This window comes from Desulfallas sp. Bu1-1 (genome assembly GCF_015594625.1).
In the GTDB taxonomy this organism is placed as follows: domain Bacteria; phylum Bacillota; class Desulfotomaculia; order Desulfotomaculales; family Desulfallaceae; genus JADNRQ01.
The window spans coordinates 1-14807 of sequence record NZ_JADNRQ010000027.1 but is presented as its reverse complement, the minus strand read 5'-3'; the positions used below and the strand labels follow the sequence as shown (position 1 = coordinate 14807).

General features: G+C 41.4%; 11 protein-coding genes. All 11 read right to left on the bottom strand.

Going from position 1 to position 14807, the window contains the following annotated elements:
- Positions 1-233: 233 nt before the first annotated feature.
- Complete coding sequence (locus IT084_RS15995; protein ID WP_313885505.1) at positions 234-1706, bottom strand: cytosine permease; 1473 nt, start codon at positions 1704-1706, stop codon at positions 234-236.
- 698 nt (positions 1707-2404) lie between these two features.
- Positions 2405-3001 carry an acetate uptake transporter family protein gene (locus IT084_RS15985; RefSeq protein WP_195713890.1) on the bottom strand — a complete coding sequence of 199 codons (597 nt, stop codon included), beginning with the start codon at positions 2999-3001 and terminating at the stop codon, positions 2405-2407.
- Positions 2973-3626, bottom strand: a complete 654-nt coding sequence (locus IT084_RS15980) for a non-oxidative hydroxyarylic acid decarboxylases subunit B (RefSeq protein WP_195713889.1) — start codon at positions 3624-3626, stop codon at positions 2973-2975. The genes IT084_RS15985 and IT084_RS15980 overlap by 29 nt, the downstream gene beginning before the upstream one ends.
- 302 nt (positions 3627-3928) lie before the next feature.
- Positions 3929-6175: a xanthine dehydrogenase family protein molybdopterin-binding subunit gene (locus IT084_RS15975; RefSeq protein WP_195713888.1), complete on the bottom strand. Its 2247-nt coding sequence runs from the start codon at positions 6173-6175 to the stop codon at positions 3929-3931.
- Complete coding sequence (locus IT084_RS15970) at positions 6175-6663, bottom strand: (2Fe-2S)-binding protein (RefSeq protein WP_195713887.1); 489 nt, start codon at positions 6661-6663, stop codon at positions 6175-6177. Before IT084_RS15970 ends, IT084_RS15975 begins: the two co-directional genes overlap by 1 nt.
- Positions 6644-7534 carry a xanthine dehydrogenase family protein subunit M gene (locus IT084_RS15965; RefSeq protein WP_195713886.1) on the bottom strand — a complete coding sequence of 297 codons (891 nt, stop codon included), beginning with the start codon at positions 7532-7534 and terminating at the stop codon, positions 6644-6646. The genes IT084_RS15970 and IT084_RS15965 overlap by 20 nt, the downstream gene beginning before the upstream one ends.
- A gap of 15 nt (positions 7535-7549) precedes the next feature.
- On the bottom strand, positions 7550-8620 hold the full coding sequence (locus IT084_RS15960; RefSeq protein WP_195713885.1) for a PEP/pyruvate-binding domain-containing protein: 1071 nt from the start codon (positions 8618-8620) through the stop codon (positions 7550-7552).
- A 258-nt stretch (positions 8621-8878) separates the two neighbouring features.
- Positions 8879-10708, bottom strand: coding sequence for a PEP-utilizing enzyme (locus IT084_RS15955; RefSeq protein WP_195713884.1), 1830 nt, complete (start codon positions 10706-10708; stop codon positions 8879-8881).
- Positions 10709-10735: 27 nt separating this feature from the next.
- A complete protein-coding gene (gene ppcB, locus IT084_RS15950; RefSeq protein ID WP_243277030.1) occupies positions 10736-12172 on the bottom strand; it encodes a phenylphosphate carboxylase subunit beta in 1437 nt (478 codons plus the stop codon).
- Positions 12173-12193: 21 nt separating this feature from the next.
- A complete protein-coding gene (locus IT084_RS15945; RefSeq protein ID WP_207744643.1) occupies positions 12194-13441 on the bottom strand; it encodes a Tm-1-like ATP-binding domain-containing protein in 1248 nt (415 codons plus the stop codon).
- 1127 nt (positions 13442-14568) lie between these two features.
- Positions 14569-14807, bottom strand: a 239-nt coding sequence (locus tag IT084_RS15940) for a hypothetical protein (RefSeq protein WP_395879998.1), incomplete at its 5' end; no start/stop codon positions are given.

Genomic DNA, 14807 nt, shown 5'->3' with positions numbered 1-14807 from the left:
TATTTAAAAATGTTCTAGAAATCGGCCTATAAACCCCTTATCCCAGAATAAATCAATTACATATCCTTTAAAAATCGGCAATACCCAATCCATAATAGATGGTATATACAACTACACTGTACACTAAAAATCCTCCCGCGAGTTTTAGAACGGATCTCCGATCAGTTTGGGAAGCAATTAGTCCCCAAAAACCGGCAATTATACCTACAAGTACAATCAACACAATGAGATTCTTAATCAATTTGTATTGCACTCCTTTCATTAATTTTCTTCTTTAATCTAAATATGCCTCGGGCATAGGAGATTACAGTATAAACCACAATAGATGTTAGTATAGAATATACTGGGGGAATACCCGTTGGATGAGCGTAAGTCGTATAATAACCAACGATAGTTCCCAAAACAATAGCCGGAATCACCACCCAATTAAACTTAAACTTTATCACTTCCGCATCGTTAATTCTTCTTTTCTCGTAGACACCTTGTTCCATCCAATGATATTTAGTAAAATTCATTATATAAAAATCAGCAATTATCACTCCTCCTACTGCAGGCATATAAATTCCCATGAGGATGAGCCAATCAACAATGTACCGGTGCAACCCAGCAGCTGCACCTAGCATCACAATTGCCGCTATTATGATTGCAACATTTCGTCTATTAACATCTCGCTCAATAGCCGCTTTTGGCAAAGCAGTAAAAGCCAGAGATGCAAGATATGCAGAGACATCCGTTGTAGTCCAGGATAAACAAAAGAACAGAACCAACCCCAAACCGACCAACCCTATTACTTTCAGTGCTTCAAATGTATCTGTTATTCCGGTTGCCGCAGAAATAAGCGCGCCTGACAATGCGCAGAACATGGCTCCCAACCCAAAGGCTACAAATCCTACAACCCAGGCATGCCATGGCTTTCTACCCCATCTAATCAGATCTCCGCCCCGCGTAACCCCATTTGCAAACAACCCAATTATCATAGTTACAGACATTGCAAAGCTTTGCTTTTCCGGGAAGGTGCTTGTGAATAATCCTACCAATCCTGCAGGTGTTTTCATTATCACCGTGTATAATGCAACAATCCCCATTAGAACCATGATTATTAATTGAAAAAGCGATATCCAATATATACCTCGAATACCTATAAATGTACCAGTAAGAAACAATAAACCAAATGCAAGAGCTAGCACACGGGCATCAATATCCCAAATCCCCGAAACAGCCCATGCGAAAATTGCTACCATAACAATTGACCAACCAATATCACCAAAATTAAAGGCAGGAATTACCGCACCTCGTCTACCAAAGCTATACATTGCTAACATATTGCTTGTTAGCCCGGTTCTAATAGCAATTTGACCATGTAAACCCAAATAAACTGCAAGAAAAATATTACCAATAAATATTGCCAATAATCCTCGTCCTAGAGAACCAGTGCTTATACCAACAACACCTCCAATTAAATACGTGAACATAAACATTGCAAACCCGAGCCATGCGATTGTTGGCACTATGACCGGCAATCTCTCTTCTATAGGAATATGATCGGTTGGGTATTCTGTACTTGTCAGCTTTTTTAAGCCGTTTATCAATTCACTATTCATTTGATTTCTCACCTTTCTTAATTGATTATTAAAAATAACGGCTAGCGGCCCGCTGGATATGAGGTTATCTTCTGATGTATAGCCGCGGTCAAGAACGGTAATCACCCGCACCAACTTCCAGCCTATCAGGTTGTTTTTAACTTCCTGAACAACAGATATATCGGCAGTGTTACCCGGCCAAACCCAGCACGCACTGGAATCCCATCCCTGGTAACAGCCAAGCCGATAACCGCATGGGGTAGAACCCAGGGTCAGCTGCTAAAAAATTTTAGATCAATGTTAGTGGAGCTATTTCAACCTGTATCTTTAAAGCCTCCTCCGGACTTAGAAATTTGAATGGGCCCTATTTACCTATGCAATGTCGAACTCGGGTTTGCTTGTCATATATTTGATATTATTCTGTTTTTTCTGAATATTTTACCTACATTAACCTTTACAAACCTTTAAAGGAAGAAGGCGTCCTCTGTTAGCTTATTTGCTCAGGAGTCCATACGCAGCTATGGCCTCTTGCGTTATAAAAAACACAGATTTCTCCTATTTTCTTACGGGGAAGCTTCCTGCTTCATCAAGTCTACCTCTCTGCAGGAAGCCCCCCGGTACCTTCATGAAGATAAGCCTATTTCATCGTCCGCTTATCCTCCGCCGCCCTCACCTGACCGGCTAAGGCTTTCGATGGGATTAATGACCGTAACGGCTTCTTCGGGGTTACACAATATACCATGAACTTCATTGCCGTTGCCGGCCTACATATGTGAGCTCAGTTACTAGCGGCACGCGTAAAATATTAGATTTTGACCATGCTCCTAGTCACCATTTTTAAACAAAGGTGTACCTATAGGAAGTATTTGTTTGCCAAACAATTCATTAAGGAAAAGAGCACAGGCTACGTAAAGCATACCCAAAGCGAAAATTAAGTACATATACCATCCAAACATTTCTGGCCCCTTACCTAATACACCTACATCTGCTAAACCAACAAGCCAGAGCCCAGCATCAAGAATGACAAAGAGAATAAATAAGAACCTACTGACTAAACCTACAGCAATAAAGAAAGCAATAACATAAACAGCAACTACTAAAAAGCCTACACCACTCACAGAGGAAGGAATTGTCAAATCCTTAATCCATATTTTTATAATTTCGCCAAATGCCGGCGTAATACACAGCATTAGGCCAAAAACCAAAAGTGGAGTAGCAAATAATACCCCCCCTCGCCTAAACTCAATAATGCCACAAATCACCTGAACCAACCCCCCAAATAAAATCCAGGCAATTAATAGGGGTGCCCCTTCCGGTGCAATCCAGCCCAGATTTAATACAGCAAGCGGAATAACCACAGTACATAATCCCAAAATTCCAGCTGTTGATGGATTAGCCCACATAATTCCTTTTTCCTGCATTCATCATACCTCCTGTTGCTTCTGTTTTTTCCTCTACCTGCTGAACGGCAGTAAGACCCAGTTCACCCCACCGGCGTACAAGTTTATGGGGCAGTCCGAACTGGTCCATCACTCGGCCAACCAGGTGATTAATGATATCGTCGATGGTGGCCGGGATATTATAGAAGGCCGGCATGGGCGGCATCAGGCAAGCCCCGGCACGGGTCACGGCCAACATGTTTTCCAGGTGGATGGCGCTAAGCGGCGTTTCCCGGGGAACTAAAATCAATTTTTTCCGCTCTTTTAGCATTACGTCAGCCGCCCGGACGATCAGGTTTTCGGCAAAACCGTGGGCAATGGCCGCTAATGTTTTCATGCTGCAGGGAATAATAACCATTCCGGCAGTCTGAAAAGAACCGCTGGAAATAGAAGCACCCACGTCATTTAAATCATGGGTATAATCCGCCAATGCTCTAACTTCCTTGACGGTATGGTTTGTTTCTAGAATAATAGTTTTCTCTGCCCAGTTGCTTATTATGAGGTGAATTTCAATATTTGAACAATTACGTAATACTTGTAATAACCTGATTCCATAAATTGCGCCGGTAGCACCGGTCATCGCAACTATAATCCGTTGCTTCTCCAAATGTATTCCTCCTCAAGGAATTTGCAAACAGCAATCGGCATGAAAATGAATGATTCTACTGGCGACAAAAAATCATAGAGTTAAAAAAATCAGCAATTTAGATATTATTCAGTGGACCCGCTTAGAAAACATAATTATGAACAATCTTATATCTAAGCGGGCTCCCACTAAACAATATACCTACACAAATCAATGATAATATTCATATTCGTTGTAGCATTTTCATTATGGCATTAATATATCTTGTTATAAAATGGCTTACCCGAATTTTCTATTTAATTTAAATTTTCTCTAATTTCAATTCAACTGTTTCTTAGAGCAGCCAGGATATCCTCACTGGTGATTGGTTGCTTTGTGAAGCGGATCCCGACAGCGTTGGCAATTGCGTTCGCAATGGCTCCGGCGGTGCAGTTCAGCGCGTGTTCACCAATTCCTTTGGCACCGAAAGGCCCGCCGGGTTCGTCAGCTTCGACAATAATTGGAATAATTTCGGGTACGTCCATAGCTGTTAAAATTTTATAGTCAGTATAATTGGGATTTAAATATTTCTGTTTTTCTTTATCGAAAATCATTTGCTCCTTTAAAGCGTAACCAATTCCTTGAATAGTGGCTCCATAGATCTGGTTTAACACCACGCCAGGATTAATGGCCCTGCCTACATCATGTGCTGCAACATACTTTAGGATTTTCACTTCCCCGGTTTCAATGTCTACTTCTACTTCTACAATATGTGTAATGGCCCCGCCCACGTATGTGCTGGCATGGAATGGAGCGACTGTAGGACTGGGCTCAAGGCTGCATTCCCCGGTTTGTGATGTATGCAGAATGCTGCTTAATTCCAAAAATTTTTCAGGTGATCCCTTAACGAACACTTTTTTGTTTTGCATGATAAGATTCTCAGGTACGGTTCCCAACCTGGAAGAAGCCAGATGCAACACTTTTTCCTTTACCTGACGGGCCGCGGCTACAGCAGCAGCACCACCGCAATAAATAGTTCTACTGGCACAACAACCATGATCGTCAGGTGTGATTTTGGTGTTACCTGTTACGATAACAACGTCATCGAGGGAAAGGCCCAATTCTTCCGCAACCAATTGACAAAGTGTTGTTTTACTGTTAGTACCTATGTCTTGCGTTCCTATAATCAGGGCCGCCGTGCCATCTTTATGCAATTTAACAATGGCGGATGTCGCTTCCCGCTCCCAGTCGCACCAGCCTATACCGGTACCAACACCGATGCCCCTAACTTTTGATCCATTGACAACAGGTTTGTTCCAGCCTTGCCACTTTTCATTCCAGCCAAAGGCAGCAGCAGCTTCTTTAATGCATTCTTCAATCGGATAGGTTGAAAGCCTGGCCCCGAATGGCTCCATAACATCCCCGGTTCTATAAGAATTTTGCATGCGGAAGGTTAATGGATCTATGTTTAACTTCTTCGCCAGCTCATCCATTAATTGTTCCAATGCAAAATGGTAAGCCGGGAACTGAACTCCTCTAAACGGCTGTGCGGTTACCAGGTTAGTATTTACATCATAGACTTTAAAACGCCCGTTTTTAAATTTATAGGCATAAAATTGGCTCAGCAATAAACCTAACGACCCGCCAACAAAGTTTCCATAGGCACCTACGTCATATATACCCTCAAAGTCAATAGCGGTTAAATTTCCCTTATCGTCCGCGGCCAGTTTAACGTGCATAACCGAGGAATACCGGCGTCTCCCGATGATATGCTCGTCCTCGCGGGTATATTCCAATTTAACAGGCTTTTGGGCTATCCTGGCCAGTAAGGCCGCTATAATCGGGTAGCGTTCCTGTTTTTTTCCGCCAAAACCTCCTCCCACATAATCAGAAATCACATTAACACAGGTTAATGGCAATGACATAACCCTCGCCAGGTCTTCCCGCACACGATGAGGGAATTGGGTGGCAACTCTGGCCGTAATTTCTTTGCCATCCCACTCAACCACGCATGAACGGGGTTCGATAGCTGTGTGTACATGGATTCCTGTAGTAAAAGTATACTCGGCTGTAGCAGCACTGTTTTTAAATGCTTCCTCTACATTACCCCATTCCTGTATCATGGGTTTACCTTCGGGGTCGGAGATGTTTCCCTCGGGATAGATTTTTGGAGCTTCAGGTTTCATAGCCTCAACCGGATCAAAAACAGCCGGTAGAATTTCGTATTCAACATCAATCAATTTAATAGCTTCTTCCGCTAACTCCTCGCTTTCTGCCGCAACAGCAGCAATCTCATCACCAAGGCACCGGGGATGATCCGTCAAAGCCAGCATTTCCCTGGTCTCAACAGGAAAGAAAGGAATTCGGGGAACATCCTGGCAGGTTATTACAGCCTGCACGCCTGGCAAAAGGCGGGCCCTGCTGGCGTCAATCTTTTTTACAATAGCGTGTGGATAAGGACTGCCTAGTATTCTGGCATACAACATGTTATTTCGCACGTCATCGGCAGCAAATTTAGCTTTACCCGTTACTTTCTCATAACCATCACGCAGGGGAACCGGTTTTCCCACTATATTCATGTTAGTAGACATTATTTTTCACCTCCACGGTTTTTGCCAGCTGCCTGCAAAACAGCATTTACCGCCATGGGATAAGAACCACACCTGCAAAGATTGCCGACCAGGGCTTTTTTAACGTCCATTTCCGTTGGTTGAGGGTTCTCATTTAAAAGTGATACGGAGGACATAATTATACCCGGAGTGCAAAAACCGCACTGAGTGCCATGATGGTCGATAAAGGCCTGTTGCACCGGATGCAATGTAGTACCCTGAGCAAGCCCTTCAATTGTTGTAACCTCTTTACCATCCACTTCCACGGTCAGGGTAAGACAGGAAAGCACAGCCTTTCCATCTATTAAAACAGTACAGGCACCGCATTCCCCGTTGTCGCAGCCGCATTTTGTCCCCGTAAGACCAAGCCCGTCACGCAATGTTCTTAACAGGGTACTGTTCGGTTCCACCTCCATGGCCTGTTCAGTACCGTTTAGTAAAAATTTAATCTTATGCTTTTTGCCTGCCATTTTTTGACACCTCCGCAATCGCTTTATTTATCATACGTTCCACCAGTACCCTCCCTACTTCACGACGGTAGGCCGCTGTGGAACGTAAATCATCCACAGGGCTTGTCGCTTCAGCAGCCATATGACTGGCGTCTTTAATCAGGGTCTCCGAAGGGGTCCGGCCTTTTAAGGCAGCCTCGGCGTCATAAGCTCTAATCGGTGTCGGCGCCACTGCCCCAAGGGCGATACGAATTTCCTTAATTAAAGAAGAGTCCATTTCAATATATACAGCTACACTTACTTTGGCCAGATCCTCAGCTGTCCTGCCCAGTTTAATGAATGCCGATGCCGAACAGGGACCTGGTGGGGGTACCATAACCCGGGTAAGAATTTCATTATTTTTCAATTGATTTGTACCAGGACCTGTGAAGAAATCTTTGAGGGGTAACAGTTTTTTGTAACCCAGGCCGAAAACTTCAAGTTTCGCATCCAGAGCCAGAAGTGGCGGGGCCATATCCGCTGCCGGTGAAGAACGACAAATATTTCCGACTATTGTGGCCATATTACGGACCTGGGCGGTGGCAAATTGTTCGGCCGCCATGGCCAGTGCACCGTACTTCGCCTGCACGTCCTGATTAATCTCCAATTCGTGGATTTTTGCCAAGGCGCCAATTACCAAGCCATTTTCCGGGTTGTACGAAATGGTTGACAATTCCGCCAATCCTTTAATGTCAATTAAATATGCCGGATTAATTTGCCTGTGTTTCATGCGAACAAGGAGGTCCGTTCCTCCGGCTAAAATTGACGCCGAATCGCCATATTTATTCAAGTAATAAAGAGCTTCATCAATTAGTGCCGGTTTTATATATTCAAATGCAGTCAATGTTTTCAAAGGTATACCCCCTTTTTATACTTTTAATTTAACACCCTTGGAAAGAAAATCTGAGATATAATCCATACTACTAGCACAACTTACTTTTTCACGCTGCTTCTCCCTGGCCGCATACGTCTGCTCAGGTCGCGCTTGTAATAATAACAGGTTCTTGCCAAACTCCATATCCCGGTCGAAAGCCCACTCAATATCTTGTGGCACATTACCAAAGTACGCTTCAACTTTCTTGCCCAGTCGAACAAGCTGATCAAGTTCTTCATCTGTCAAACAAAACATCTTTTTCCGCTCCTCAGGAATGGGCTTGAATACCACCTCCCCTAGCTCAGCATCATAGACACATTCCTCTTCTTTAGAACCTAAGGTTCTTTCCTCAACCGCCGAAGTAAACCTATTTAACCGGAATCTGTCCGGTCCTACACGTCCTGACACTATGCTTTCTCCCAATCCCCAGTTGGCCTCTACCAACATCTTAGAACGATCACCGGTTATGGGATTAATAGTAAAAAGAACACCTGCTGCCTTTGCATTAACCATTTTGATCACTGCTACGCCTATCGGTGCATCTTCAATACTTACTTTGTTTTTTATTTTGGTAGCAAGAGAACGAGCATTAAATGTACTGCTCCAGCATTTGATAACTTTATTAATAACATCATCATCGCCGTGTACATATAAAAATGTTTCGTAACTTCCCGGCATACTAACAGGACCACTGGAACGAACAGCAACCTTTAAATGCTTTTTACCCATTTTCTTGGATAACTCGTGATAGAATTTAATGATTTCTTGTTTAATATCATCAGGCATAGTAGCCGATTCCATCATGGACCGTATTTTTTTACTCAACAGTTCCAAATCATCAATAGGATGCTTGGAATAATACGCTTCGTTAAGGATTTTACTAATTTCTTCTTGCAGACCCGTTTCAAAAATAAATTTCCGGTAAGCTTCTAAGGAAATTGCAAAACCCGGCGGAACCGGTAATTGATGATTTGTCATTTCTCCTAAATTAGCACACTTTTTACCAACTAAATATAAATCTTCCTGTTTTAATTCTTTTAACCAATAAATCATTTTACTTTGCATAGTTTTCTGCCTCCAGTTAAACTCACATTTGATTTGAGAGCTAAAATTTAGATACCTTGGGACTGTAAGGCTCGAGTCACTTCCATTTTTTGGACCCCGTTTTTGTAACACGCGAAAAATCATTAATAACAAGGTTTTTGGAAACCGCGGTCAAACCTCAGTTAAAATACTTGTAACTGGAGACCAAGATTACCTTGGTCTCCAGTTAACTTTGCCTGATATTTTCAACGATTAGGCTCGTTCTAATATTTATACTAATTACGCTCTTTCCAATATTTCCACTATTCCGGTATTTCCATCAACCTTGATTTTATCTCCTGTTTTGATAATGCTAGTTCCCTTGCCAGTACCTACAACAGCCGGCAAATTATGTTCCCTTGCGACAATAGCCGCATGAGACATAATTCCGCCAGTATCTGTAACCAAAGCATTAATTTTAGTAAATATCACACCCCAACTGGGAGAGGTGGCTGGGCAAACCAGAACTTCACCTTCCTTAACCTCATTCAACTTGTCAATTGACCTAATCACCCTCGCCACGCCAACACCAATACCGGGTGAACCAGCAGCACCTTTAACTTTTCCTTCTTCTTCCTGTTCACTCCATGTATCTAAACGCTCAGATGTAATTCCCCACATCATAATAATGTAAGGATCTGTTATTACCTCAGGCATCTTTCCGACAACCGGCAATGGTGTCCATTCCTTTAAACGTTCCAATATGTCTTTGCGGCGTTTTATTTTTTCAGGCAGGTAGTAGGGTGCCCTTGCAGGTGAACCAACAGACCAACTGGTAACCAATTCAAATAACAATTGACGTATTTCTGAATGGTGGAGCATCATAACATCTTCTGAGTTTTCCAAAAAGTCATTTTCCACGAGCAATTTTCCAATATCACGAATCTTATTCCAAAAGATCGCATGGTGCCAATGCTCTACGTAAAAAACATGGTTCTCCAGGAATGGGAATGAAGTTCGACCGGTTTTCAACAGTTGATCAAAAGTATCTTTTTCTTCAATACTGCTTAAAAGCTCTCTATAACCTTTTGTTATCTCATCCCTTTGCTTGCGTAATTCATCAAATGGACGATCAATAGATTCTCCCCGTTTTGCCATTTTGATATAATCCGCTATGGCTCTCAGCGGAATAGTTAAGTCATCGTTCCATGCACGATGCTTATGGTAGAAATTCCCCATACCTACTGAAAAGTAAAACCAAGGATCTCTTGCTTTTTCGAAACTTTCCACCCATAACCTGCCGTTTTCGTCTTCTCGCAACTCATTTAAGATTTTCTCCGGGGTACTTTCGGAATCTACCATTCCAATAATTTTATCATCCACATTGAGTTGCAAGGATAACTTTGCAAGTTTTCTCAGTTCCCCATCCGGTTTTAATACATCCAATTCTATAGCGGATATCATTCTTGCCGCAGTTTGCTCATCAATTTCGGGAAAAGCCGACTTGCAAAATGTCATAAATGCAAGATAGGACGCGTAACCGATATTGGCAAACTCAGAGTGATATTGCCATGCTTTAAACATGTTTTCTATTAAACGATTGTACTTAACCAGTAAGTTATATCCAGAAGACACTCCTATCGCATCTTTTACCATGTCTTCATTTTCTATCTCCGGTAAAGTTCCAATCTCAATGTCTTTTAGTTCATTTATTAAAGAAATAATTTTCTTTTTCCATATTCTGTATAAGGCTTCCCAGTTTTCATAATAATAACGTGTTCGCTCAATAAACTGTTCTTTCCGCCGATTTATTAATTCTTCATCAGTAATTGGGTTTGGACTTATATAGATGTATCCGTTAATAAGACGATGATCTATTCCCATAGCCGCCGGTGCCGGAAAAATACGGCTGTTATATTGGGATAAGGCAATTTGCCAGCATTCAGGCAAAATTAGATCAAAGGGGGCCATCGGCTCGGGGTGATGCAGCGCATCACAATACCAGGCCCTATTATTTTCAAAATCCTTTCTTTCCTCACTGAACAAGTAGTAACTTGGGTACATTTCTTGCCAGCCTTCGCACCCTTTTGGTGTTTCTACTTCAAATGGACTCAACCACTTTTTGGGCATTTATCTTAACCTCCTATCTCAATTTAATTAATCAATTCCAAACTCGCTCCAACGTTCATTAACCCTCTTCATCATATCTTCATCCATCTCGACTAGTTCCGGCTTATCCTCCCACTCATAAGGTATTGTAGCATCCATTAAAATCCGGGAACATATATGACGGTTACCCATGGGTAAAGAGGGATCCAGTGCTGTTGAGCGTCCTTTTTTGATAATCTCAGTATCCTCAACCGGGTTATACCGGACAGACAAAGCCCACATTACACGATCCCAATCATCTGCGCGTATGTCATCATCAACGACAATTACACCTTTCATTCCATAGTTACCAACCACTGTAGCAAAAGCAGCCAGCCCGGCTTGGCGAGCGTGTCCCGGATACATCTGTTTAACAGAAATGACAGCCCAAAAACGCCCCGCCGCTGGATGGAAGTAAACAGATTGTATTCCTGGTATTTTCATTTGGTTAAGTTGCTCCCAAAGAGCAGCTGTCTTAGCAAGCGAATGAATCAAAACGTTTGTTGTAGGGGGACGTCCTACCGTTGTTCCCCAAAAAATAGGATTATTGCGATGCAAAATACGTTTTACATCCAACCACGGCCGCGGCATCCGCCCTTTGGAGTAATACCCAGTATATTCTCCAAATGGCCCTTCATCACGATAGTTCTCAGGATTCGGATCAATAAAACCTTCCGCTACAATCTCCGCATGAGCTGGTATTGGTAAGCCGGTAAGGTCACTTTCTATAACTTCAACCGGTTTCCCCCGCAGAGCACCGGCAATATCGTATTCACTTACGCCATAAGGGATAGAACATGCTGAAAGGAAGAATAACCGCGGGTCGCCACCGATCACTGCCGCAGCTGGCATCAATTCGTTTCTGGCCTGATACTTTTTCATTGTTATGTCAGCATCTTTTCCTTTCAATATGAGGGCTCCCAGGCTCTTCTCGTCCAGCATTTCCATCCTATAAGTCCCAAGGTTAACAAAGCCTGTTTCTGGATCCTTTGTTATTAAGCATACCGACGTCCCAAAATAACGCCCTCCATCTTTGGGGAAGTACTTTGGAACCGGAAACTCGTAAAGATTAACATCATCACCTGTTTTGATATTTTCCATTACGGGACCATTACTCACCAGTTTCGGCGGAATTCCTCCCTTTTCCGTTATGCTTATCCACTTTTTAGCTAAATCAAAAATGGTAGATTGAAGTGGCATATTAAAAACCATAGCAACATGCTTGGGTTTCATAAATACACTTGTTAAAACCGGAGTTTTATAACCTTTTACATTTTCAAAGATTAAAGCAGGACCATTTTGTTCTTCATTTCTTTTAGCAATATGGCACAGTTCTAAATTCCAATCTACCTCAGCTTTAACGCGCTTTAGTTCCCCCATTTGTTCACATAACTGTATAAGATCTCTCAAATCATTAATTTCCACCTGTGCATGATTGGTTTTCAAGATTTCTACCCCCTAATAAAATTAGTTTTTATTTATCCATGTTTTATACATTTCATCAAATAACTCCACGGCTTTTTTAGCAAATTCTTCTGTATTTAAAGCTAAAGGTAATTCAACAATTTCTACTTCTTTTTTAAGGTGTTTTTTAAGCTCTTCTAGAAAAGCTGCATCCGCTTCCGGGTCGTGGATATGCATTCCTTCCTCACTCATAGCTGACCACCCCTTTTGGGGGTATAGCATTTTTGTAGGAGCAATTGCTTCATTAAGCCTTTCAGCAACCACACGGGCAACTTGTTTTAATTCTTCGGCCGTTACCCTTACTTGCACCCTTGAAGAATCAGTAATTTTCATTTTCCTACCCGCAAAGCGTTCATACAAATCACTTCGGCCTCCATAACTAATTTTTTCAAGGCCAGCTGGAGCAACTATTTGCGGAATTTTAGCCTTACATGCCGCTAAAATTCTATTGGGCCCACCGGCACAGTTCCCGCCAAATAGTTCATCAGTGATACCACCAGTGACAAAATCAATTACACCCTGAAAAAGCCCTTCAGCAATCATTTCATCCATTGCTCTATCCCCTACGCCCTGGGCATGGGTCACTATAGGTTCATAACCGAGATCCTTTAAGTAATGTATGGCATGTTCTACGGCTCTTTCAGCCTGCCCAAAAGCTGAAACAGCTATAAGCGGTTTATCGCTTTTAATTTCCCAGCCCTCAGATAGTTCTACCATGCCGCAAATTGCACCTATAGCATTCATAAGTTGGATTTTTAACAATGGATTCAAACCTACAATATCAAGTACGGTATGATGCATTGTCATGTCCTTCGTACCAACATATTTACTTATATACCTGGGGTGAGCCGCCATAGGTGATGCCATGAGTTTTGGCATGCCAAATGGAAGTTGCTTCATAATGCTTGTTGCCACAAGCGATGATGTTCCACCTCCAATTCCAATTGCACCATGAATCTTACCTTCTTCCAATAGCCTTTTTGCTATTTTGATTCCACCGGCAATCTGGTTATCTGTAGCCTTTATCCGATCAGACTTGTTATAAAGATATCTTACTTCTTCAATTGAAAGGCCACCCGCTTCTGCAACTTCCTCACACGTAATATCTCCTGGATAAGGAGGCTCCATTTCCATTGAAAAGTCCATTACAATAGCATTTAACCCTCTATTTTCTATAGTTTCCTTTACTAAAACAAACTCAGGACCACGTGTGTCCAGATTAACAATCACCAAGATACCCTTTCTTGACATTATTTACTTCCTCCTCTAGTAAGTAAACACTAATATTTTGCTGATTAATTATTATACATATTCATATATCTCGACTAAAATCTTTCCCCCTCCTTTGCTAATTATTAATTAACTAATTTCTTTCAACAGTATAGACATCAATTTTATCAATCTTTCCCTCCTTTTTTTAAAAATTAAGCATACCACCAAATCTTTATCAACATCATCAAACATACCTGCTGCGGTAGCGGTATCATCATTTAAAAACATTTTACCTTTTACATCCAAGTATTATATCTTTGCCAAAATTTAGTATTTAATCATATTGATTTCACTGCAAAACCGGTACTTGTAACTGGCACTCCGGCGGTTTCTTCCGTTCATTTCGCAATTTTACCTTTTTGGCTGTAGTAGCTCTTAGTCAACGCTTGCCGCAAACTGCCGAACTACTTCTTCACGCCCTAAGGGGTCATGACTTTTGGGTTATATTATTGAAATATTGCAAAACGGCATATTATTGAGAATTATACGATTTTTTACTATACTTTTTTGGCCAGGTTCCCAGATTTAACTAACATCAAGTTATTTTTAATTGATGTCGTTTTTACAAGTCATCATATGCCGGGTATTTTAACTACCAAGATAGTCATGTGATGGAATATCATGGGGAGTTAGATATTTTTAAAATTAGTCTATTTTTTGATTTTTTTGTAGTTTTTTATTGTAATTTTAATAAAAACAAAAAACCCAGCACTTATTAACCTTAAACGGACAATGAGGCTAGGTTTTACTCATTAACATAAAGGGGAGTAATTAATGCCCCTTTATCATAAGTAAAATTAGTTACTCAATTAAAATATACATTTTTTACATTATATATTATATCTTATATCTTGTAAACGATCAATAGTTTTGAATAAAAATTTTTCTATTTAAATCATCCAAATTTGGCGACATAAATTTCCAAACGCAGTAATATCAACGGTTTCACGATATTATTTACAAATACGTAGTTCCCTAATTTCTTTCATAAAATCATTATAAAAAAGCGGATGCTCACCGTTCAGAAAGGGTAAGGGCTGACGCATCTATTTGCATTTAAGCACCAGGCCGGGCTTTAACTAGCGGTGCTTTACAACAGATTATCGTTATTCACTCCCCACCCCCACATTGAATGCTTTTATGTTAATCTCGTGCAGCTTACTTGGCAGCGCTTCTTTTATGGAATTCACCATACTTTCTTTGTTAACAATGGGAGCGTTCTTCAATATTACGCCCAAAAACAGCGAGTTGATCACTTTAAGGCTGCCTATATCAAGACATGTGTCCTTAAAAGGATAACCCACTTCATTTTTACCGCGCCTGGGTGTTACCGCATCTTCTTCGT

Excerpts from the sequence above, each read along its gene's own strand:
- IT084_RS15985 (WP_195713890.1), bottom strand. The coding sequence starts at position 3,001 with ATGCAGGAAAAAGGAATTATGTGGGCTAATCCATCAACAGCTGGAATT.
- IT084_RS15945 (WP_207744643.1), bottom strand. The coding sequence starts at position 13,441 with ATGTCAAGAAAGGGTATCTTGGTGATTGTTAATCTGGACACACGTGGT.
- IT084_RS15955 (WP_195713884.1), bottom strand. The coding sequence starts at position 10,708 with ATGCCCAAAAAGTGGTTGAGTCCATTTGAAGTAGAAACACCAAAAGGG.
- IT084_RS15960 (WP_195713885.1), bottom strand. The coding sequence starts at position 8,620 with ATGCAAAGTAAAATGATTTATTGGTTAAAAGAATTAAAACAGGAAGAT.
- IT084_RS15970 (WP_195713887.1), bottom strand. The coding sequence starts at position 6,663 with ATGGCAGGCAAAAAGCATAAGATTAAATTTTTACTAAACGGTACTGAA.
- IT084_RS15975 (WP_195713888.1), bottom strand. The coding sequence starts at position 6,175 with ATGTCTACTAACATGAATATAGTGGGAAAACCGGTTCCCCTGCGTGAT.